Annotated in this window: 18 protein-coding genes; 8 read left to right on the top strand and 10 right to left on the bottom strand. The window is 65.2% G+C overall.

Translation table 11 applies throughout. The annotated features are described in order from the left end of the window. Nucleotides 1-37: 37 nt before the first annotated feature. Nucleotides 38-2,107 (bottom strand): maltose alpha-D-glucosyltransferase, encoded by a 2,070-nt coding sequence (gene treS, locus AAEZ08_RS07395; protein WP_181067054.1) that lies wholly within the window; start codon nt 2,105-2,107, stop codon nt 38-40. Between the two features lie 189 nt (nt 2,108-2,296). Here treS and AAEZ08_RS07390 point away from each other — a divergent pair, with 189 nt between their 5' ends. Then, on the top strand, nt 2,297-3,997 hold the full coding sequence (locus AAEZ08_RS07390; protein WP_500123996.1) for an alpha/beta hydrolase: 1,701 nt from the start codon (nt 2,297-2,299) through the stop codon (nt 3,995-3,997). On the opposite strand, the gene AAEZ08_RS07385 is transcribed toward AAEZ08_RS07390, so the two are convergent. The 4 genes from AAEZ08_RS07385 to pbpG form a co-directional block, all read right to left on the bottom strand. Continuing rightward, nucleotides 3,976-5,499: a PepSY domain-containing protein gene (locus AAEZ08_RS07385; RefSeq protein ID WP_003282350.1), complete on the bottom strand. Its 1,524-nt coding sequence runs from the start codon at nt 5,497-5,499 to the stop codon at nt 3,976-3,978. The genes AAEZ08_RS07390 and AAEZ08_RS07385 overlap by 22 nt on opposite strands. 5 nt (nt 5,500-5,504) lie before the next feature. Then, entirely contained in the window at nt 5,505-7,553 is a 2,049-nt protein-coding gene (locus AAEZ08_RS07380; RefSeq protein WP_500123995.1) for a TonB-dependent receptor, read from the bottom strand. Nucleotides 7,554-7,676: 123 nt separating this feature from the next. Next, the gene (locus tag AAEZ08_RS07375) at nt 7,677-8,069 is read right to left on the bottom strand and encodes a DUF2946 family protein (protein ID WP_500123994.1); all 393 of its coding nucleotides are present in this window, start codon (nt 8,067-8,069) and stop codon (nt 7,677-7,679) included. Nucleotides 8,070-8,207: 138 nt separating this feature from the next. Next, the gene (pbpG, locus tag AAEZ08_RS07370) at nt 8,208-9,146 is read right to left on the bottom strand and encodes a D-alanyl-D-alanine endopeptidase (protein ID WP_003282346.1); all 939 of its coding nucleotides are present in this window, start codon (nt 9,144-9,146) and stop codon (nt 8,208-8,210) included. Between the two features lie 235 nt (nt 9,147-9,381). Here pbpG and AAEZ08_RS07365 point away from each other — a divergent pair, with 235 nt between their 5' ends. Both AAEZ08_RS07365 and AAEZ08_RS07360 read left to right on the top strand, forming a co-directional pair. After that, nucleotides 9,382-9,690 carry an ElaB/YgaM/YqjD family protein gene (locus tag AAEZ08_RS07365; RefSeq protein WP_003282345.1) on the top strand — a complete coding sequence of 103 codons (309 nt, stop codon included), beginning with the start codon at nt 9,382-9,384 and terminating at the stop codon, nt 9,688-9,690. A gap of 12 nt (nt 9,691-9,702) precedes the next feature. Continuing rightward, nucleotides 9,703-10,314, top strand: a complete 612-nt coding sequence (locus AAEZ08_RS07360; RefSeq protein WP_003282342.1) for an NAD(P)-dependent oxidoreductase — start codon at nt 9,703-9,705, stop codon at nt 10,312-10,314. Here the strand turns inward: AAEZ08_RS07360 and aroE are convergent. Together aroE and hemF are read right to left on the bottom strand one after the other, a co-directional pair. Beyond that, nucleotides 10,311-11,123, bottom strand: a complete 813-nt coding sequence (aroE, locus tag AAEZ08_RS07355) for a shikimate dehydrogenase (protein WP_003282340.1) — start codon at nt 11,121-11,123, stop codon at nt 10,311-10,313. The genes AAEZ08_RS07360 and aroE overlap by 4 nt on opposite strands. Before the next feature lie 43 nt (nt 11,124-11,166). Continuing rightward, complete coding sequence (gene hemF, locus AAEZ08_RS07350; protein ID WP_122097639.1) at nt 11,167-12,084, bottom strand: oxygen-dependent coproporphyrinogen oxidase; 918 nt, start codon at nt 12,082-12,084, stop codon at nt 11,167-11,169. Nucleotides 12,085-12,236: 152 nt separating this feature from the next. Here hemF and AAEZ08_RS07345 point away from each other — a divergent pair, with 152 nt between their 5' ends. After that, nucleotides 12,237-13,214 (top strand): NADPH:quinone reductase, encoded by a 978-nt coding sequence (locus AAEZ08_RS07345; protein ID WP_058063249.1) that lies wholly within the window; start codon nt 12,237-12,239, stop codon nt 13,212-13,214. 53 nt (nt 13,215-13,267) lie between these two features. On the opposite strand, the gene tsaC is transcribed toward AAEZ08_RS07345, so the two are convergent. The 3 genes from tsaC to AAEZ08_RS07330 all read right to left on the bottom strand — a co-directional run bounded on the left by tsaC (nt 13,268) and on the right by AAEZ08_RS07330 (nt 16,200). Continuing rightward, nucleotides 13,268-13,825 carry an L-threonylcarbamoyladenylate synthase type 1 TsaC gene (gene tsaC, locus AAEZ08_RS07340; RefSeq protein ID WP_058063248.1) on the bottom strand — a complete coding sequence of 186 codons (558 nt, stop codon included), beginning with the start codon at nt 13,823-13,825 and terminating at the stop codon, nt 13,268-13,270. A gap of 165 nt (nt 13,826-13,990) precedes the next feature. Continuing rightward, nucleotides 13,991-15,088, bottom strand: coding sequence for a DNA-processing protein DprA (gene dprA / locus AAEZ08_RS07335; RefSeq protein ID WP_003282335.1), 1,098 nt, complete (start codon nt 15,086-15,088; stop codon nt 13,991-13,993). Between the two features lie 86 nt (nt 15,089-15,174). Then, nucleotides 15,175-16,200, bottom strand: coding sequence for a LysM peptidoglycan-binding domain-containing protein (locus AAEZ08_RS07330; protein ID WP_500123993.1), 1,026 nt, complete (start codon nt 16,198-16,200; stop codon nt 15,175-15,177). 148 nt (nt 16,201-16,348) lie between these two features. On the opposite strand from AAEZ08_RS07330, the gene def reads away from it, so the two are divergent. From def to trkA, 4 genes are all read left to right on the top strand, one after another. Further along, nucleotides 16,349-16,855 (top strand): peptide deformylase, encoded by a 507-nt coding sequence (gene def, locus AAEZ08_RS07325; protein ID WP_058063246.1) that lies wholly within the window; start codon nt 16,349-16,351, stop codon nt 16,853-16,855. A 53-nt stretch (nt 16,856-16,908) separates the two neighbouring features. Beyond that, nucleotides 16,909-17,853 carry a methionyl-tRNA formyltransferase gene (gene fmt, locus AAEZ08_RS07320; RefSeq protein ID WP_427703423.1) on the top strand — a complete coding sequence of 315 codons (945 nt, stop codon included), beginning with the start codon at nt 16,909-16,911 and terminating at the stop codon, nt 17,851-17,853. Next, nucleotides 17,850-19,172, top strand: a complete 1,323-nt coding sequence (gene rsmB, locus AAEZ08_RS07315) for a 16S rRNA (cytosine(967)-C(5))-methyltransferase RsmB (protein ID WP_181067058.1) — start codon at nt 17,850-17,852, stop codon at nt 19,170-19,172. Before fmt ends, rsmB begins: the two co-directional genes overlap by 4 nt. Nucleotides 19,173-19,246: 74 nt before the next feature. Then, nucleotides 19,247-20,620: a Trk system potassium transporter TrkA gene (gene trkA / locus AAEZ08_RS07310; RefSeq protein WP_003284264.1), complete on the top strand. Its 1,374-nt coding sequence runs from the start codon at nt 19,247-19,249 to the stop codon at nt 20,618-20,620. Nucleotides 20,621-20,759 lie beyond the last annotated feature (139 nt).

Below are 20,759 nucleotides of genomic sequence, written 5' to 3'. Positions count from 1 at the left end.
CTATAGCCGTGCGCCCGGGGCTCGCGAAGAGGGGCCTTCAGATCACCGGCGATGCCGCGCTCACCACGCGCAGGGCCAGGCCTTCGTAAGGGTCGAGGTTGAAGGTCAGCTCGCAGTTCTCGGTGAGGTCGCCTTCCACGCGCTCGTGGATGATGTCCACCACCGGGCCGGGCGCCACGCCGGGCAGGCAGACGGTTTCGCTGATGGTCTCGGCGCTGAAGTTCAGTGCGGTGATCTGTACGCCTTTGCCGGCCGGCAGCTCGTGAACCATGATCAGCAGCCCCGGCGCCTGCACATCGGGAATCAGGATCTGCTTGCTCGCGGCGATGTCGTAGGCCTGCCGCACGCTAAGGATGCGCTTGAGCTGGCAGGCGAACGAGCCCGTGGTCTGCAGCTGCTCGGCCAGGCTGCCGTATAGCGAACGCGCCTTCGGCAGTCCTTCTGCAGAGACGGAGGTCTCCGGTGCAAGATCAGCCAGGTCATAGCCGCCACGATTGATCCAGCGAGTGTCGCCGTCGCCCATCAGGTGCTCGACCTCTTCGGCGGCCAACGGCAGGGCGCCAACCAGATCCCAGCCGGAGAGGGCGAATACACCGGGCTGCATGGCATTGAACATCACCAGCAGGATATGCAGGCGCTGGATCTGCTCCACTTCGGCCGGACCGATGGCGTCCAGATCGCGAATGTTCAGCGCTGCTGCGATCACGCTGGCGGTGGTGCAGGCCACGCCGTTGGTGACGAACTTGAGGTTGTAGGGCGCATGCTCGCCGGTCAGCCGTTCGTACAGCTCCTCACGGATCAGCTCACGCAGATGCCCGCCGGGCAGCGTCTGGCCCTTGTAGTGGTAGTGGTCGTAGGCGTGCAGGGTCCAGAAATGCACCAGCTCCAGGGTCAGCTCGTCGTGGTTCTGCAGTGCATGGATCAGCGAGGCTGGGTCGATGCCGAAGGCGTGCACTTCGCGCAGCATCATGCGCAGGAACTCGGTGTCGCCGGTGACCAGCGCGTGGTGATAGGCCGGCCGGGTGATGAAGTCGTAGGACAGGTCGGCGCCGCCGTGGGACATGGCGGCGATATCGTCGATGGTCAGGTTCAGCTCTTGGAAGCTGAAGCCACCGGCCTTGCGGATCGCGCCGGCGAGCAGCTGGTTGCCGGTTACCGAGAGCGGATGACCTTCGGACCAGGCAGTGCCCTCGGCGCGCCGCTCGACACCGAGAAAGCCGTTGGCGTCCAGGCGCAGCATGCGCGCCCCAGCCACGTCGATGGCATGCAGGGCATCGCCGATGATCAGCTGCTGAGCGGCGAACGTCGGATCGAGCCAATTCAGCGACGGCTGACCTTCCTTGAAGTAATGCAGGTAGACCCAGCGTCTGACCTTGCCGTCGACCCCGGTGACTTCCCCGGTGACGCTCCAGTCGGTGTCCTTGATGCCGGGCTCGAAGAAAATCACCCGCTGCAGCTGACCTACGATGTAGTGCTTTTCATGCAGACGGTCCACTACCGGCGGCTCCAGGTTGACCGAATCGCGCTCAGGCGGCACATCGGGCAGCAGTTCCCAGTCCTCTTCGCGGATCTCGACCATGTGGTAGAGCCCCGGATAGTCGCCATAGGCCATTTCCGCAAGGCGGAAGTCCGCGCCCTTGCCGGTGTGCGCCGGGACGATATCGTCGATGACGATGGCGTTATGCGCGGCAGCGACACGGCTGAGCTGCAACATCTGCTCTTCGGTGCCCAGCTTCGGGTCGATATCAAAGCTGATGCGGTCGAAGTTGCCATCGATGGTCGGCGTGTACTCGCGTCCGCTCAAGCCACCAGAGCGCTTCATCGGGCCGTTGTGGATACCTTGCACCCCGAGTTCGGACAGCGCGCTCCACAGCCGATCATTTCCCAGCGTTTCGAGCACCGAGCAACCCTCGGGAGTGATGATCGCCGCCGGGTACGCGGTGAACCATACTGAGCCTATGGCGCTGGCATCACGCGGGCGGGACTGGGCGTAGGGCCGCTGCCAGAGCCGCGCCTGGCCGGCGTATAGACGCGACCGCTCACGGGCCGCATGCAACATGGACTGGTCGACCAGCCACTGGATATAGCTATTGTCTGGAGTAGTCATTCGACGTCGGTTCCCGCTGCGCTAAGGGAATAAATGTAGTCGTTTGAGTCGAGCGTCTCGGCATCGTTGCATCGAATTTGCCCGAGCCGAGACTGCCGCTGCCCGGGAACCGAGCCACAGCTGGCGCCTCGAAATGCCCAGGCGATAGCATCCGCTACCCTACTGCCAGCCAATCGTGGAGTTTCGATAGTGCGTGTTCCCCTGCTTTCCGCGTGGCGATCGTTGTCCGGTTTCGGCCTGCTGCTAGGCACGCTGTTCTTCTGCGCGGCGCTGACACCCTCGCTGGTGCCACGCTCGACACTAAGCCAGGGCGTGCTGGCCGGCGCGGCGCTGGCGGTCGGCTATGGCCTCGGTGTGCTCTGGCGCTGGCTATGGCGCTATCTGGGCCTGCCGGAACGCCCCGAGCATCTGCGCGAACGGGTCAATCTAGTGATTGCCGCCATCTGCGTACCCTTGGCGGGGTACTTTCTCAGCCAGGTCGCCGGCTGGCAGAACGCGGTGCGTGCGCTGATGGGCATGGAGCCGGTAAGCAGTGCCCATTTGATCGAGGTGGTCCTCACCGCGCTGGCGACCTTTCTCATTCTGCTGACGTTGGCCCGCCTCTATCGACTGCTATCGCGCTTCATCTCGCGACATGCCGACCGTGTACTGCCGCGCCGGGTGGCCAATGTCATCGGCGTGCTGGTGGCGCTGGCGCTGTTCTGGTCGCTGGCGACCGATGTTCTGGTGGCACAGACGCTGCGGGTGCTGGATGCTTCGTTCGCCCAGTACGACGCACTTATCGAGCCGGAAACGGCGCCGCCCGATTCGCCACTGAAAAGCGGCAGTGCGGCCTCCGCGCTGCGCTGGGAAGAACTGGGCCGCACCGGTCGCGGCTTTATCGGCTCCGGTCCATCCGCGGCAGATATCTCGGCGGTGAGCGGCCAGCCCGCGATGGAGCCGATTCGCGTCTACGTCGGCCTGCGTGCCGCCGAAACGCCGCGCCAGCGCGCCCGGCTGGCGCTTAACGAACTGCAGCGCAGCGGCGCCTTCGAGCGCTCGGTACTGGTGCTGGTGACGCCAACCGGCACCGGATGGATCGATCCCGCTGCGATGAACGCCGTGGAATACCTGCACCATGGCGACATCGCCAGCGTCGCATTGCAGTATTCCTACCTGAACAGCCCACTGGCATTGCTGGTGGAGGCGGACTACGGCCGCGATGTGGCCCGCGCGCTGTTCGCGGAAATCTATGCCTACTGGACGCAGCTGCCGTCCGAACGCCGCCCGCGTCTGTATCTGCACGGGCTGAGCCTCGGCGCCCTGCATTCACAACGCTCGTGGGAGCTGCACGAGCTGCTCGGCGACCCCATCCATGGTGCGCTGTGGAGCGGGCCACCGTTTCGCAGCGACCTGTGGCGCAGCCTCACCGACAGTCGCAACGAAGGCAGCCCGGAGTGGCGCCCGCAATTTCGCGATGGCCGTTTCGTGCGCTTCATGAACCAGCAGGGCACACCGGAGCCCGCCGATGCACCCTGGGGACCGATGCGCCTGCTCTATCTGCAGTATGCCAGCGACCCGATCACCTTCTTCGACCACCGCTATGCCTGGCGCCGGCCGGATTGGATGAGCGAGCCGCGCGGGCCGGACGTGTCGCCGTCGCTGCGCTGGTTTCCTCTGGTGACCATGCTGCAGCTGGCGGTAGACATGGCAGTGACCACACCGACACCGCCCGGCTACGGCCACGTCTACGCACCGGCCGACTACGTCGATGCCTGGCGGATCGTCAGCGCCCCGGCAGGCTGGAGCGACGCCGCGCTGCAGCGCCTGAAGCAGCATCTGGCCCAGGAGCTGGCCCGCGCCAGCGAGGAGGACAGCGAAGAAGCCGCCTACGGTAACCGCGGCGGCTGAACGGCGCGCACTGTCCGCGCCCGGGCTCGCCTTGGTCGAGCGCGCAGGCGGCGCCAGCCCAGCAGTACGCCGCTGACGGCGATCGCCAGCATGCCGGCGCTGAACGCCAGCAGCAGGCCGTCACGCAGCAGCGGCCGTTGCAGCAAGGGCAGCCAGTCCCAGCTGTGCAGCAGCTTGAACACCCAGCGCACCGCACGCCGGCGCTGGTCCAGCTGCTCAATCACGGTGCCGCTGTAGGGATCGATGTGCAGCCAGGTCACGGCCGGATCGTCGAAACGCACCCGCAGCAGCGGCAAGCGGCGCGGCAGATGGCTGTAAAGGCTTGGTTCGCTGCGGGCGTAGTAGTGGAAATCCTCCTGTTCCAGCCAGTCGAAGTGCAGCGGCTGTTCCGGCCAGGCCTCGCGGACCTGGCGCTCCAGCACCGCGCGCTCAAGGTGCTCCTGCGCCGGCCCGGCGGATGCCACGGGCAGAATGCGCGTCTCGCCCCTGGAATCGAGGCCGACCAAATAGGGCTGCTCGCCGAGCATGTGCCACTGCAGCTCCACCGGTTCGATATCGGCCTCGCGGAATCGGGCCAGTGCGGAGACAAGGTCCGTCTTGACCGCCTCTGCGTTCAGCGGCGTACTTCTTAGCGCGGCGGCCTCGATGGTCGAACGTTTCTCGAACAGCCCCCAGGGCTCCATCGACAGCATGCCGCTGACCAGCCAGACCAGCAGCACGACGCCGGCCAGTAGCCCGCCGACGTGGTGCACACGGCCAGCGCCGGTCGGGTAGGGCGAGTGCGAGCCGTTGCGGTAACGCCCGGCGAAGCGCCAGCGCAACAGCCCGATCAGCATGCCCAGCAGCACCAGCACCGCAGCCAGTAACGCGCCGTAGACCAGCGCCACCGACCAGAGCGCCTTCGGCATCACCTCGCGCAACGGATAGAGCCAGTGCAGCCAGGCGCCCAGGAGGTTCCAGGCGCGCTCGTGGGCAGTGGCGTCGCGCACCACCAGCCCGGTGTGGCTGGAAACGTACAGCAGACGCCCTTCGGCATCGTCCGCCTGTACGCGATACAGCGGTCGCTCGCGGGCTAGGGCGTGGTTGCGCGTCCAGGCATCCTCCTCGACCTGATCGAGCAAGCGCACCTCGGCGCCGTCCGCGAACTGCCGCGCGCTGGCCAGAGCCTCGGCAGCACCGATGTGCTCGATCCGCTTGCCGCTGCGCGCATCGACCACCAGCAACGGGCCGTCGCCGTAGTCCAACAGATAGCGCGGCGAGCCACCGGCACCGGTCAGACGCAGGCTGAGCGGCGTGCGCGGGTCTGCGCTGGCGGCAAGCGCTGCGCCTGGTGCGACGCAGCAATCGCCACTTAGCGGCTGCAGGCGTGACAGGTGCTCCTCTGGCGTCAGCTTGGGGTAGCCGACGAAGAGCATCACCACGCCGCTGACGATCCAGAGCAGGACGAACAGGCCCAGGGCGATGCCCAGCCAGCGGTGTGCGAGGTACAGATAGCGTTTCATGCCGGTCAGAAGTCCAGGGTCACGGCCGCATACAGCGCGCGGCCATCACCCGGCGCATGCAGCGTCTGGGCGCCGTCGTACCAGACGTACTCGTAGTAGCGGTCGGTGAGGTTCTTCAGCTGCAGGTCGACGGCCAGCTGCTCGGTCAGCTGGTAACTGGCGCCCAGGTTGAACAGCACGTAGCCGCCGTACTTGCCCTGGGTGTTCTCGCGTTCGAGGTAGTAGTCGGTCTGGCCGTTGAGCCAGGCGCTGAGCTGCAGGTCCGGCGTCGCCTGGTAGGTGCTGCCGGCCGAGTACAGCCGCTGCGGCACGTGGTCGATCTGCTGGCCCTGACTGGCCGGCAGGCTCGGGTCGGCCTTCTCGATTTCGGAGAACTGCCAGGAGTGCGCCAGCCACAGATTCAGATCGCTGGCAGGGTAGAGGTTGAGCTGGGCGTCGTAGCCCCAGCGGCGGGTCTGCCCGAGGTTTTCCGATTCACCGCTGGGGTCATTGAGCCGGCGCCGCACCTCGTCAGTGGCCACCTGTTCCCAGTAGGCGACGCGCCCGTCGATCCAGTGCGCCGGGCTGAACTTGATGCCAGTCTCCCAGCCATCGTTGATCGACGGCGAGAGATCGCTGGTGCGCGGCGGCACCTTGTAGGCGGCCGCGCCGGTGCCGATCTGGAAGGTCCGGCCCCAGTTGCCATACAGGCTCAGCTGCTCGATGGGGGTGTAGATCAGGCTGATCTTCGGCTGCTCGATGCTGCCGTAGTCGTTGATCGCGTAATCGTTGCCACTCAGCTCGTCGGTGAAGTCACCCCGAATGCGGTCGACGCGAAATGCCGGGATGATCTTCAGTGATTCCACCGGCTGGATCACCGCCTGCAGGTAGCCGCCGTAACTGTCGTAGTCGAAGCGCTGGTCGCGGGTCTGGGTCACGACCTGGCGCTCGACGGTGGTGTAGCGCTCGCTGCGGTTGCGCTGCTGCTCGGTGTCGAGCCCACCTTCGAGGGCCAGATCGTATAGCCAGGGCACGTCCGGGCGGTAGGTCAGCGAGGTGCGTGCGCCGTAGTGCTTCTCCTCGCTGGTGCGTCGCTGCTGTGGCGCCGATTGCGAGAAACGCACCCAGCGGTCGTCGTCCAGGGTGTTGAGCCAGACCTTGGTCGCCCAGCTGAGGTCGCTGGCCAGCTGGCTGTCCAGATGCAGGCTGAGCTGGTTCATGCGCCGCTCACCCATGTCGCTGGCCGACAGCGCATAGGACTGGCGGGGCGAGTGCCGTGCGTCCTCACGGGACAGGTACCCCGGCTCGTCCGCTTCGGCCTCATAGTGCCGGGCGATCAGGCCCAGGCGCCAGTTGCCGGCGTCCGGCGAGTAGAACCATTTGCCGGACAGGCTGGTGCGCTCGCTGCCGGCATGGTCGCGGTAGCCATCGCTCTTCTGTTGCCCGATGAAGTAGTTCTGCGTCCAGTTGCCGCTTCCGATGCCTTTGGCCAGCTGCAGCTCCTGCGTGTCGTAGCTGCCGTAGCGCAGCCGCGCCTTGCCGTAGTCGCCACCGATGCGCGACTGCACGGCGACGTTGCCGGCGATGTTGTACAAGCCGTAGCGCGGATCGTTGGTGCCACGCACCACCTCGATGCCGTCGATTTCCAGCGGGAACAGCATGTCCAGATAGGGCATGTTGCCGTCGTTGCTGTTGCTGGGGATGCCGTCGATCAGCAGCTTGACCGCATTGACCTCGCCCTCGCCATTGAAGCCGCGAAAGGACAGCTTGCCGGAGCTGGTGCCCTGGCCGAATTCGGTGAGCATCACCCCAGGCGCACGACGGAACAGCTCCCAGCTGTAGAGCACCGGCTGCTGTTCGAGGATGTCGCCGCCGAGCAGATCGACCGAGCTGATCACGCTGCTGGTCGGCAGGCCACCACCCGACTGGGTCGCGGTGACGGTGCTGCTGCCCAGCGAAAGCGCGGAGGCGGCGGTATCGGCAAGGCTTGCCGGCAGATAGGCAGCGGCGATGACCGCGATGAACAGACGGAGCAGCGCAGGGCGCCGCGAAGGGTGCGCAGGATGGTCGAGCATCTCGCATGTTCCTTGTGCAACAGGCATGGCCATACGGCGAATGGCCGCAGGCAGACGCCAACACGCAACCATCGGCTGGTGCAGGCAGTTCAGGCGTGGCAACGAGGGGTGACGCCAGCGGCGTCAGGCGAGGGGGGAAGCGCGAGGGTTGAGGGCTGGCCACTGTTGCCGTGGCGACGGTCGATGGACGCGTGATTCGGCGGGCCGGGTCAGGTGGCCGGCGGTGTGTTGCGGCAGTTGCGGCGCTGCACCGGACAGCGCCGCCAGTCCCACCGAACCGGCACAGCAGCAGCAAGGCGGCATCCCGCCATGAGCGCTCGGCTCATGCTCGCCATGGGTCGTCGGCTGGTGCAGCGAGTGCGCCTGCTGCACCTGCGCCTGCATCAGCGGGCAATGCCCACTCCAGCCGAGCAGCCGCTTGGTCTCTGCCGGCAGCAGTCCCGACAGCGGCATGCTCAGCAGATGGATCAGCAGGGCCAGGCTGGCGAGCCAGGCAGGGAGGCGGCGGCGTGTCATCGGCAATCCGATCAGGCGCAGGTGCGAATGGCGTTCATGATAGGAACGACTCTCAGCAAAAAGAGTTGAGCAAACTCAAGAATGTCGTCAATCGCGGCGCTACCCGAAGCAATGTTCCGGGTAGCGCGAGACAACAACTCAGCGGGCGTCGAGCAGCGCCTGCGCCGCGTCGGCGGGCTGGCCGGCGAGCTGGCGCTGCGCCTGCTTCTGCTGCTTGTAGGCCAGCGCCGCGGCGGGTACCGGGGTGACGGTACCGGTTTCCAGCCACTTCTTCAGGCGGTTGGCATCGGCCATGTGGGTGTACTTGCCAAACGCATCGAGCACCACGAAGGCCACCGGGCGCTGCTTCATGGTGGTGCTCATCACCAGGCAATGGCCGGCGGCGTTGGTAAAGCCGGTCTTGCTCAGCTGGATGTCCCAATTGTTCTTGCGTACCAAAGCGTTGGTGTTGCGAAAACCGAGGGTGTAGTTGGGTTTGCGGAAGGCCACGGTCTTCTCGTCAGTGGTGCTGAACTGCTGGATCAGCGGGTACTGACGGCTGGCGCGGATCAGCTTGACCAGGTCATTGGCGCTGGAGACGTTGCGCTCGGACAGCCCGGTGGGCTCGACATAGTGCGTGCGGGTCATGCCCAGCGCCCGCGCCTTGGCGTTCATCGCCTGGATGAACGCAGGGTAACCGCCCGGATAGTGGTGGGCGAGGCTCGCCGCAGCACGGTTCTCGGAGGACATCAGGGTCAGCAGCAGCATCTCGCGGCGGCTGATCTCGCTGCCGATGCGTACGCGGGAGAACACGCCCTGCATTTCCTTGGCATCACGGATGGTCACCGGCAGTGCCTGATCCAACGACAGCTTGGCGTCCAGCGCAACCATGGCGGTCATCAGCTTGGTCACCGAGGCGATCGGCACGACCATGTCGGGATTGCTGGAATACAGGATTTCATTGGTATTCAGATCGACTAGCAGCGCACTGCCGGAAGCGAGTTCCTGGACGGTCGGTTTGGCGGCCTGGGCATGGATGGCCGGCAACGAAGCCAGACAGGCAAATAACACACTGGCGAGGGTACGACGAAAGTTCACGATGGTTTTTTCCCCGCGATGGAAGGGCGAAATGCGCTAAATGCGACGTGGTAGACGTTGCGCCAGTATAGGGAATCGCCCGGAAACACGCCTGTTCCCGATGAACGGTTCGTCGGAATGAACAACATCGAGGCCAGTGCGTAATGATCCCGGCCGGTGTGCACTCGAATATCGGACCGCACCTCTGCCTGTTTTCGGAGTCAAACAACCACACTTACCGAGGGGAGGTCCCACCATGTCCCGTTTCAGCAAAGCCACCACCCGCGAAGAAGTCCAACACGAGATCGACAGCCTGATGCGCGCGCTCGATGAGCTCAAGCACGATGCCGCCCACGACTCGCGCAAGCGCCTGAGCGCACTGCGTTCGCGTGCCGAGTCACTCTGGCACGACAACGACTGGGATGAGCACTATGCCGATATCTCCCGACGCACCCGCGAAGCCAGCCGTGCTGCGCGCGAATGCGCCAAGGAGCATCCGCTGGGTACCCTGGCTCTGGCCGCGGGCGCCTTTGCCGTGATCGGCTATCTGATCACCCGTCGCTGATCGGCAGCCGTCATGCTCAATGCCGAAACGCCGCGGTTGAAGTTCGCCCTTTACGGCGCTCACGACGACCTTGGCAGCGCGCTGCTGGTGGAGCTGCTCAGCCGCCAGCATGAGGCCGTGGCATTGCTCGACGACCTCAATTCGATAGTTGCCCGGCCTGGTCTGCGGACCAAGCCGGGCAATCCGTTCGATGCAGTGAGCGTCAGCGAGAGCGCGGCCGGGATGGATGCGGTGGTCTGTCTGTTTCAGACGCCGCGCCTACCGGGTGCCAATGCCACTACCGGCGAGTCGCCCCAGCGCGATTTCTACCAGGCGGTCGAGGCGCTGTTGCTCGGGCTGGAGCGCGCCAAGGTCGAACGCCTGCTGCTGGTTGCCGACTTTCCGGCAATCGAGTTGCAGCCAGAGGTCGAGGCTGCCCTGCAACGACTGATAGCCCATCCGCTGCGCTGGACGCTGGTGGATGCGCCGTCAGCGGGCAATCAGTTGACCGTCGAGGCGCTGGCCGAAGCCGCTGGAAAGGGCGACGCCAATCCCTATCGGGAATTGCAGCGTATTGCCGCCGGCATCGTCGACGAACTGGAAAACCCCCAGCACATCCATCAACGCATTCACTTCAGCGGCTAGCTGAGCTGCCGACGCAATTCGGCGAGTACCGGCGCCGTGTCGGGCCGAACCCCGCGCCAGAGTTCGAAGGCTTCCGCCGCCTGCTCCACCAGCATGCCAAGCCCATCACGGGTGTTCGCACCCAGCGCTGCCGCCCACTGGCAGAATGCCGTCGGCCCGGCCGCGTACATCATGTCGTAGCAGAAGGTATGGCCTGGCTGGATAAGGCTATCGGCGAGCGGTGGCAGTTCGCCGCCGAGGCTTGCCGAGGTGCCATTGATGATCAGGTCAACCGGTTGGGCAAGATCGGTGAACGTGCTGGCCGACAGCGGACCGAGTTCGGCAAATTCCTGCGCCAGCTGTTCAGCCTTGCTCGGTGTGCGGTTGGCGATGATTAGCGCGGCGGGCTTCTGCGCCAGCAACGGCTCAAGTACGCCACGCACGGCCCCGCCGGCACCCAGCAGGAGGATGCGCTGACCACGCAGCGCCACGCCGGCGTTCAGCAGATCGCTTACCAGCCCGGCACCGTCGGTGTTGTCACCGAGCAGGCGGCCGTCTTCGAGCTTTTTCAGAGTATTCACCGCGCCGGCCCGACGGGCGCGCTCGGTGAGCTGATCCGCCATTCCATAGGCCTGTTCCTTGAACGGCACGGTGACATTGGCACCCTGGCCGTCCCGGAAAAATGCCCGGGCGAACCCCGGAAAGTCGTCCAGCGGTGCCAGTAGAGTCTCATAGCAAAGCACCTGCCCGGTCTGCGCCGCGAACAGGGCATGAATCTGCGGTGACTTGCTGTGGCCGATGGGGTTGCCGAAGACGCCGTAGCGATCCATGGGTGATCCTTGCGCGGTGTTGGATACAGGTAGCAATCAACGGTCAGGGCTGCTCGGCGAGCCAGTCGCGGTCCTGCAGGAAATACTCGGTCAGCCGCGCTTCCGGCGTGCCCGGCTCGGGGTGCTTGTCATAGCCCCAGGCCACTTGCGGCGGCAGCGACATCAGGATGGATTCGGTACGCCCGCCCGACTGCAGACCGAACAGCGTGCCGCGGTCATAGACCAGGTTGTATTCGACGTAGCGGCCGCGGCGCAGCAGCTGGAACTGCCGCTCGCGCTCGCCGAACGGCGTGGCCTTACGCCGCTGAACGATGGGCAGGTAGGCGTCGAGGTAGGCATCGCCGACCGCACGCATGAAGGCGAAACTGGTGTCGAAATCCCACTGGTTCAGATCGTCGAAGAACAGCCCGCCGACCCCACGCGGCTCGTGGCGGTGCTTGATGTGGAAATAGCGATCGCACCATTCCTTGTAGCGCGGATAAACATCCGCACCGAACGGCGCGCAGGCATCCCGCGCGACCCGGTGCCAGTGCACGCAATCTTCCTCGGTGCCGTAATAAGGCGTCAGGTCGAAACCACCGCCGAACCACCAGACCGGTTCCTCGCCTTCCTTCTCGGCGATGAAGAAGCGCACGTTGGCATGGGACGTCGGCACATACGGATTGTGCGGGTGGATCACCAGCGACACGCCGAGGGCCTCGAAGCCGCGTCCGGCCAGTTCAGGCCGATGAGCACTGGCCGACGGCGGCAGGCTGTCGCCATGCACGTGGGAGAAGTTCACGCCGCCTTTCTCGATCAGCACGCCGTTCTCGATCACCCGCGTCCGGCCGCCACCGCCACCGGGCCGCGTCCAGGCGTCCTCGGCGAAGCGCGCGCCGCCATCTTCGGCCTCCAGCGCAGCGCAGATGCGGTCCTGCAGATCGAGCAGATAGGCTTTGACGGCTTCGGTCCTGTGGTTCACGAAATCACCTTGCGAATGACCGCACGCAGCCCTTGAGGCGCGGCTGAGCGGTGCTTGAAACGGGGTCGGCCGGCAAGCATAGCATCCAGCCGATTGACGAACGCAGCCCCGGCGGGTTGGATAGGCGCTCTTTCAAAGACCAGGAGCCAGACATGTCCCAGCGCATCCAATTCAGCCAGCACGGCGGTCCCGAAGTCCTGGAACAGATCGATGTGCCGCTCAGCGCGCCGGCTGCAGGCGAGGTGCGGGTGCGCAACCACGCCATCGGCCTGAACTTCATCGACACCTATTTCCGCGGCGGCCTGTACCAGCCGCCGAGCCTGCCGTCCGGTCTGGGCACCGAGGGTGCCGGCGTGGTCGACGCGGTGGGTGAGGGCGTGCAGCACCTGCAGCCGGGCGACCGCGTCGCCTATGCCACCGGTCCGCTCGGCGCCTACGGCGAACACCACACGCTGCCGGCACGGCATCTGGTCAAGCTGCCGGACTCCATCAGCTTCGAGCAGGCTGCCGCGGTGATGCTCAAGGGCCTCACCTGCCAATATTTGCTACGCCAGATCCACCCGTTGCAGGCCGGCGAAACGGTGCTGTTCCATGCCGCGGCCGGCGGTGTCGGATCGATCGCCTGTCAGTGGGCGCGCGCACTGGGCGCGCAGTTGATCGGCGTGGTGGGCTCTGCGGAGAAGGCCGAGCGGGCCAAGGCCCTGGGCGCCTGGGCCACCATCGATCGCACCCGCGAGGACGTGGTGCAACGCGTACTGGAGCTGACCGAAGGCAGGAAGTGCCCGGTGGTCTACGACTCGGTGGGCAAGAGCAGCTGGGAAGTTTCCCTCGATTGCGTCGCCCCGCGCGGCCTGTTGGTCAGCTTCGGCAACGCGTCCGGCGCCGTCACCGGGGTAAACCTCGGCGTGCTGGCGCAAAAGGGCTCGCTGTTCGTCACCCGACCTACCCTGGCCGGCTACGCCGACACGCCGGAGCGTCTGCAGGCCATGGCCGACGAACTGTTCGAGATGATCGGCAGCGGCAAGATCCAGGTCGAGATAGGCCAGCGCTACCCGCTCAGCGAAGCGGCCGAAGCCCAGCGCAAACTGGCGGCCGGGGAAACCACCGGATCGACCATTCTGCTGCCCTGACGCCGCGGCGGCTGCCTTTATAGGGGCAGCCGTACAGCGGTTTCAACGCCGGTTCAGGCCGGACGAATCACTTCGCCCGTGCGCAGATCGCGAATGACGCTGGGGTTGCGCCGCCCACCCAGGGGGCCGGTGAACACGGCGTCGAGCTGACGCGGGAAATACTGCTCGACTCGCAGTCGCGAGCGCGCCGCGGGACGACCGGCAGGATTGGCGGACGTAGAAACAAGCGGGCCGGTCAGCGCACACAGCCGCGTGACCAGTGGGTGATCGGTTACCCGCAGCGCGACGCTGTCGTGTCGCCCAGTGATCCACTCCGGCAAGCGACCGCGATGCGGCACCAGCCAGGTGTTCGGCCCCGGCCAGGTACCGGCCAGGCGGTCCAGCCAACGCTCGGGCACATCCTCCAGCAGGAAATCAAACTGCTCGATTTGGTCGGCGATCAGGATCAAGCCCTTCTCCACCGGCCGCTCCTTGAGCGCCAGCAGGCGCAGTACCGCGTCTTCGTCCCAAGGGTCACAGCCAACCCCCCAGACCGCTTCGGTCGGGTAGGCGATCACTCCGCCGGCGCGAACCACCCGCGCCACTTGCTGCACACGCCAATCGCCGATCATGCCGACCTCTGCCTGACTGAAAAGCCGGCAGTGTACCCAAGGCACCTGCCGTCGAGCAGGGGGCTGGGCGGCCGATTCGCAACAGGCTGCAACAGCCCCCGCCTTTCGAGTGTGCAAACCATAGGACTGGGTCGACAAGCACGCCCCCCAGGCCCGCAGCTCCATCTAGCGGGAGACCACCGTCCAGAGGCCGTTGTCGCTGGCCACCAGTCCGTCGACTTCCAGCTCGGTCAGCTGCGCCAGCACCTGCCCGAGGGGTTGATCGATCGCCATGGCCAGTGCTTCGCTGCTCCGCGGGGCGGCCAGCAGCTCGCGCAGCAGCGGGCTGTCCGGCCCTGTCTGCGTTGGTGTTTCGCCGGCCACCGGTGCAACGCGCTGCCAGCCGCGCAGGGCTTCGAGCACATCCTCGACCGACTCCACCAGCGCCGCGCCCTGGCGAATCAGCTGATGGCAGCCACGGGCGCCGGGATGATGGATCGAACCGGGAATCGCGTAGACCTCGCGGCCCTGCTCGGCAGCGAGTCGCGCGGTGATCAGCGAACCACTGGAGGGACTCGCTTCGACCACCAGCACGCCCAGCGACAGGCCACTGATGATGCGATTGCGCCGCGGAAAGTTGCTTGCCTGCGGCGGGCAGTCCAATGGCAACTCGGACACCAGCGCCCCACCTCCTTCGACGATCTGCTGGGCAAGGCCGACATGACGCTGTGGATACAAGCGTTCCAGGCCGGTACCGAGCACCGCGACGGTCTTGCCGCCGGCGTCCAGCGCGCCCTGATGCGCAGCACCATCGATGCCCAATGCCAGCCCGCTGGTGATGACGAAGCCGGCGCCGGCCAGGCTGCGGGAGAAGGCCCGGGCATTGTCCAGACCGTTGCGCGAGGCGCGGCGGCTGCCGACCATCGCCAGCTGGGGTCGCTCGAGCAAAGTCGGATCGCCGGCAATGAACAGCAGCGGTGGCGCATCCGGCAGTTCAGCGAGCATAGCGGGGTAGTTGGGATCGTCCCAGCAGAGCAGATGCCGGTCCGGCTGCTCCAGCCAGGCAAGAGCCGCGCTGGCACGCTCGCGGATTTCGGCACTACGCCGCGGCTCGGCACAACTGGCCGGCAACCCCAGCGAGCGCCAGGCGCTGGCTGGCGCACTAAGCGCCGAAGCGGCATCGGGGAAGGCACTGAGCAGTTTGCGCAGACGTCGCGGACCGAGATCGGGCAGCAAATGCAGACGCAGCCGGGCATCCACTTCGGCGGGGGAAATAGCAGGCATGGGCGAGCACTCCTTGTCTCGTTGCACCGCATCCTTGCGGTGGTTATCACAGCATGAAAAAGCCCCGCATTTGCGGGGCTCGTGACTCAGGGATTACGGACCTTGTCCTTCACTGCCAGAGAGCGGGTCGCCTGCAGCACCAGGCCGTAGCTGAGCTTGTCGTAGGTGCGGAACACCATCAGCAGACCGGAACGCTCATCCGGAATCTTCACGTTTTCGCCCGTCACACGGTCACGCACGGTTTCACCGGTCTTGTAGACCGCCAGCACGTTGCCGTCCTTCAGGCCGTCGCGAGCCCCCTTGTTCAGCGTGACCACATCGAACTGGCCGATCTGGGTAACACCACGCGGTACGTCAAGGATTACGCCCTCGACATCGGTGGACGGCGCGCTGGGCATAAAGGTGGAATTGACTGCACGCTCTTCGCCCGGGAACAGGCGATCACCGATACGCGCTTCCTGGGTAGTACGGGTCAGCTGCATGGTGGCGATTTCGCCTTCGATCTCGACGATTTCCACCGTGCCGACGTCATCGGCATTGATGCCGAGGAACTCGCCGCTGTCTGGATCGACGTAGGTCTTGCCCTGGCGGAAGATGCCATAAGCCGGCATGTTCGCTTCGAAGCTGCCGCGGCCGTAGATGCGATCGCCCGCGCCGCTGATCACCCGCTCGGCATTGCCGGCGACGATATAGGGCGCGCCCTGGAATTGCTCGGCGGTGTCGATGATGCGGTTGCTCAGCAGGAAGCTGTTGATCGCCTCCAGCGGAATGGTCGGAATGGCTTCGGCCATCGGTGTCGTACGCACGGTCGGCGACAGTTTGATGGTGCCACGCGAAGCACCTCGGTCGAGTACCAGTCGCGGCTGACCGTCGACATAGACCAGGCTCAGGGTGTCACCAGGGTAGATCAGATGAGGATTGGAGATTTGCGGATTGGCATGCCACAGCTCCGGCCATTTCCACGGCTCACGTAGAAAACGGCCGGAAATGTCCCAGAGTGTGTCGCCCTTCACCACGGTATACCGCTCCGGGTGGTTGTCCTTGAGCTGCACCGCGGCCTGGGCGAGCCCGCCGACGGCCACCAGCAGCAGGGCGAGTAGTGATTTCCTCATGTGGTGAATCCCTTTATTATGTGCCTTCACGTAAAGCGCCCTAGCGCCGCGGAACCCTTTTGGATCGCGGCATTAAGCCGTTTTCCATGCTGCTCGGCATCTTAGCAGCGGCTTTTGACTTTATTCCATAAGTGCATCACAAACGCATATGGCCATTCTGAACATCCTTGAATTTCCCGATCCGCGGCTGCGCACCATCGCCAAAACGGTGGATGTGGTCGATGACGGCATTCGCCAGCTGATCGACGACATGTTCGAGACCATGTACGAGGCTCCGGGCATCGGCCTGGCCGCGACACAGGTCAATGTGCACAAGCGCGTGGTGGTGATGGATCTGTCCGAAGACAGGTCCGAGCCGCGAGTCTTCATCAATCCCGAATTCGAATCGCTGACCGACGAGATGGACCAGTACCAGGAAGGCTGCCTGTCGGTACCGGGTTTCTACGAGAACGTCGATCGTCCGCAGAAAGTGCGGATCAAGGCGTTGGATCGTGATGGCAAACCCTACGAGATGGTCGCCGAAGGCCTACTCGCGGTGTGCATCCAGCACGAGTGCGATCACCTCAACGGCAAGCTGTTCGTCGATTATCTCTCCAGCCTCAAGCGCGATCGGATCAAGAAGAAGCTGGAAAAGATTCACCGCCAGCAGGCTTGATTCCCGAACCTCGAAGGCTTGCTACGGCAAGCCTTTTTCTTAGCGAGCTCCCCATGACCCAGCCCTTGCGCATCGTCTTCGCCGGCACCCCGGAATTCGCCGCTCAGCATCTGCAGGCCCTGCTTGATGCGGGCAAGTCGATCATCGCCGTCTACACCCAGCCGGATCGCCCTGCCGGTCGCGGCCAGAAGCTGATGCCCAGCCCGGTCAAGCAACTGGCCGTGCAACACGGCATTCCCGTGTTTCAGCCGCAGACGCTACGTGATCCCGCGGCGCAGACGGAGCTGGCGGCACTGCAGGCGGACCTGATGGTCGTGGTCGCCTATGGCCTGATCCTGCCGCAGGCGGTGCTCGACATGCCGCGCCTGGGCTGCATCAACAGCCACGCCTCGCTGCTGCCACGCTGGCGTGGCGCGGCGCCTATCCAGCGCGCGATCGAGGCCGGTGACGACGAATCCGGCGTCACCGTGATGCAGATGGAAGCCGGCCTGGACACCGGGCCGATGCTGCTCAAGGTCCATACGCCAATATCCGCCGAGGACACCGGCGGCACTCTGCACGACCGTCTCGCCGCGCTCGGCGCGCAGGCAGTGGTGCAGGCGGTCGATGGCCTCGCAGACGGCACGCTCGCAGGGGAAGTACAGGACGATAGTCTGGCCACCTATGCCCACAAGCTGAGCAAGGACGAGGCGCGCATTGACTGGACGCGCCCGGCGGTCGAGCTGGAACGTCTGATTCGCGCCTTCAACCCCTGGCCGATCTGCCACATCACGCTGAACGACGAAACGCTGAAGATTCACGCCGCACGCCTCGACGAAGGCCAGGGCGAGCCCGGACGCATCCTCGAAGCGAGCAAGGCCGGACTGACCGTTGCCTGCGGTGAAGGCGCCCTGTCGCTGACTCGCCTGCAACTGCCCGGCGGCAAGCCGCTCGGCTTCGGCGACCTGTACAACAGCCGCCGCGAGCAGTTCGCCCCCGGTCTGGTGCTCGGTCAATGAACCCGCGCCTGGCCGCGGCCCGTGCGCTGAGCGTCGTGCTGTCCGGCAAGGCCTCGTTGGGCAGCAGCCTGCCAGAAGTGCTGGGCAAAGTGGACGCCCGCGACCGCGGCCTGACCCAGGACCTGGCCTTCGGTACTGCACGCTGGTATCCGCGCCTGGCCGGCCTGGCCGACAAGCTGCTGCAAAAACCTTTCAAGGCTGCCGATCGCGATGTCGAGGCGCTTTTGCTGGTCGGTCTGTACCAGCTGTTCTATTCCCGCATTCCGGCCCATGCGGCCATCGGCGAAACCGTCGGTTGCGTCGACAAGCTGAAGAAGCCTTGGGCCAAGGGGCTGCTCAATGCCGTGCTGCGCCGTGCCCAACGCGAAGGCGAAGCGCTGCTGGCCGAACTCGAACATGACCCGGTGATCCGCGTCGCCCATCCGCGCTGGCTGCAGAAAGCGCTCAAGGCGCACTGGCCGGAGCATTGGGAGTCCGTCTGCACGGCGAACAACGCGCATCCGCCGATGATGCTGCGGGTCAACCGCCGTCAGGTCAGCCGGGATGGTTATCTCGCCGAGCTGCAGAGCGCCGATATCGAAGCCCACCCCTGCGAATTCAGCGAGGACGGCATCCGCCTGGTCACGCCCTGTGATGTGCATCAGCTGCCGGGCTTTGCCGAAGGACGGGTCAGCGTGCAGGACGAAGCCGCACAGCTGGCCGCCTCGCTGCTCGACCTGGCGCCGGGCCAGCGCGTGCTGGACGCCTGCTGCGCACCGGGCGGCAAGACCTGTCATCTGCTTGAACGTGAACCACAGCTGGCCGAGCTGATCGCATTGGACCTGGAGCCCAAGCGCCTGGTCCGAGTACGGGAAAACCTCGATCGCCTGCAACTGAGTGCGCAACTGGTCGCTGACGATGCCCGCGCCACCGAGCGCTGGTGGGATGGCAAGCCATTCCAGCGCATCCTGCTCGATGCGCCCTGTTCGGCCACCGGCGTGATCCGCCGACATCCGGATATCAAGCTGACCCGCCAGGCCGATGACATTGCCCCCCTTGCAGCGTTGCAAGGCGAGATGCTCGATGCGCTGTGGCCGACCCTGGAAGTTGGGGGCGTGCTGCTGTATGCAACCTGCTCGGTGCTGCCGACCGAGAACCGCGAGGTGATCGGCGCCTTCCTCGAGCGCACGCCGGGCGCCCGCGAGTTGGACCTGCCAGGCAGCTTCGGCCTGGCGCAAGCGCATGGCCGGCAGCTGCTGCCGCAGGAGAACGGCCACGACGGCTTCTACTATGCCAAGCTGATCAAGATCGCGGCGCAGCCACGTGGTCGTAATGCCTAAGCCAATCCCTGGCGCCGTGCGCTCGGGCCCAACATGGAAGCGGCGGCAGTCAGCCGCCTCTCAGGAGTGATCGCGTGAAGATCATCATTCTCGGTGCCGGCCAGGTCGGTGGCACTCTCGCCGAACACCTCGCCAGCGAAGCCAACGACATCACCGTGGTGGACACCGACGGCGACCGACTGCGCGATCTCGGCGACCGCCTGGACATCCGCACCGTCCAGGGCCGCGGCTCCTTTCCGACGGTGCTGCGCCAGGCCGGCGCAGACGATGCCGACATGCTGGTGGCGGTGACCAACAGCGACGAAACCAACATGGTCGCCTGTCAGGTCGCCTACACACTGTTCCATACGCCGACCAAGATCGCCCGGGTGCGCGAGTCGGTCTATCTGACCCGTTCCGGCCTGTTCAACAATGAAGCGATTCCGGTCGACGTACTGATCAGCCCCGAACAGGTGGTCACCAATTACATCAAGCGCCTGATCGAGCATCCAGGCTCTCTGCAGGTAATCGATTTTGCCGAAGGCAAGGCACAGCTCGTGGCAGTGCGCGCCTATTACGGCGGGCCGCTGGTAGGTCAGGAGCTGCGCCAGCTGCGCCGCCACATGCCCAATGTCGATACCCGCGTGGCCGCCATCTTCCGCCGCAACCAGGCAATCCTGCCGCAGGGCGACACGGTGATCGAGGCCGATGACGAGGTCTTCTTCATCGCCGCCAAAGGCCATATTCGCGCAGTCATGAGCGAGATGCGCCGGCTCGACGAAAACTACAAACGCATCGTCATCGCCGGCGGCGGCCATATCGGCGAGCGGCTGGCCGAGGCCATCGAGAGCCGGTACCAGGTCAAGATCATCGAGATGAACCCGGCACGCTGTCGCTACCTGTCGGACACACTGGACAGCACCATCATCCTGCAGGGCAGTGCCTCGGATCGCGACCTGCTGGTCGAGGAGAACATCAACGAAGCGGACGTGTTCCTGGCGCTGACCAACGACGATGAGGCCAACATCATGTCGTCGCTACTGGCCAAGCGGCTGGGTGCACGCAAGGTGATGTGCATCATCAACAACCCCGCCTACGTCGACCTGGTCCAGGGCGGCGAGATCGATATCGCCATCAGTCCGCAGCTGGCCACTATCGGCACCCTGCTGACCCACGTACGCCGTGGCGACATCGTCAGTGCCCACTCTCTACGCCGCGGTGCCGCCGAAGCGATCGAGGTGATCGCCCACGGCGATTCGCGCTCTAGCAAGGTCGTCGGGCGGCCCATCGCACAGATCGCCCTGCCGCCAGGCACCACCATTGGTGCGGTGATACGTGACGATCAGGTGCTCATCGCTCATGACATTACGGTAATCGAGTCCGGCGACCACGTGATCCTGTTTCTGGTCGACAAACGCCACATCCGCGATGTGGAGCGACTTTTTCAAGCCGGCCTGACGTTTTTCTGAGGCGCTGCGCGCTTCTGCATGGCCCGCCAACTGGCGGGCCGTTTTGTTTTATCAATCGATTTCGGCCGTTCGGTCAATCCAGCACTGATCGCTTCATCCATTCTGATCGCATCCATTCGATCCAGATGCCCTCCGATTT

The sequence above is a fragment of the Pseudomonas sp. E45-MNA-CIBAN-0222 genome, assembly GCF_040310405.1.
GTDB classification, from domain to species: domain Bacteria; phylum Pseudomonadota; class Gammaproteobacteria; order Pseudomonadales; family Pseudomonadaceae; genus Stutzerimonas; species Stutzerimonas stutzeri_AC.
Note: the sequence above shows the minus strand (reverse complement) of the source record. Positions and strands in the feature narration are given on the sequence as shown.

Bases quoted from the DNA above. Each gene is read 5' to 3' on its own strand.
- treS (WP_181067054.1), bottom strand. From the start codon at position 2,107: ATGACTACTCCAGACAATAGCTATATCCAGTGGCTGGTCGACCAGTCC.
- AAEZ08_RS07385 (WP_003282350.1), bottom strand. From the start codon at position 5,499: ATGAAACGCTATCTGTACCTCGCACACCGCTGGCTGGGCATCGCCCTG.
- AAEZ08_RS07380 (WP_500123995.1), bottom strand. From the start codon at position 7,553: ATGCTCGACCATCCTGCGCACCCTTCGCGGCGCCCTGCGCTGCTCCGT.
- AAEZ08_RS07375 (WP_500123994.1), bottom strand. From the start codon at position 8,069: ATGACACGCCGCCGCCTCCCTGCCTGGCTCGCCAGCCTGGCCCTGCTG.
- AAEZ08_RS07365 (WP_003282345.1), top strand. From the start codon at position 9,382: ATGTCCCGTTTCAGCAAAGCCACCACCCGCGAAGAAGTCCAACACGAG.
- AAEZ08_RS07360 (WP_003282342.1), top strand. From the start codon at position 9,703: ATGCTCAATGCCGAAACGCCGCGGTTGAAGTTCGCCCTTTACGGCGCT.
- aroE (WP_003282340.1), bottom strand. From the start codon at position 11,123: ATGGATCGCTACGGCGTCTTCGGCAACCCCATCGGCCACAGCAAGTCA.
- AAEZ08_RS07345 (WP_058063249.1), top strand. From the start codon at position 12,237: ATGTCCCAGCGCATCCAATTCAGCCAGCACGGCGGTCCCGAAGTCCTG.
- tsaC (WP_058063248.1), bottom strand. From the start codon at position 13,825: ATGATCGGCGATTGGCGTGTGCAGCAAGTGGCGCGGGTGGTTCGCGCC.
- dprA (WP_003282335.1), bottom strand. From the start codon at position 15,088: ATGCCTGCTATTTCCCCCGCCGAAGTGGATGCCCGGCTGCGTCTGCAT.
- AAEZ08_RS07330 (WP_500123993.1), bottom strand. From the start codon at position 16,200: ATGAGGAAATCACTACTCGCCCTGCTGCTGGTGGCCGTCGGCGGGCTC.
- def (WP_058063246.1), top strand. From the start codon at position 16,349: ATGGCCATTCTGAACATCCTTGAATTTCCCGATCCGCGGCTGCGCACC.
- fmt (WP_427703423.1), top strand. From the start codon at position 16,909: ATGACCCAGCCCTTGCGCATCGTCTTCGCCGGCACCCCGGAATTCGCC.
- rsmB (WP_181067058.1), top strand. From the start codon at position 17,850: ATGAACCCGCGCCTGGCCGCGGCCCGTGCGCTGAGCGTCGTGCTGTCC.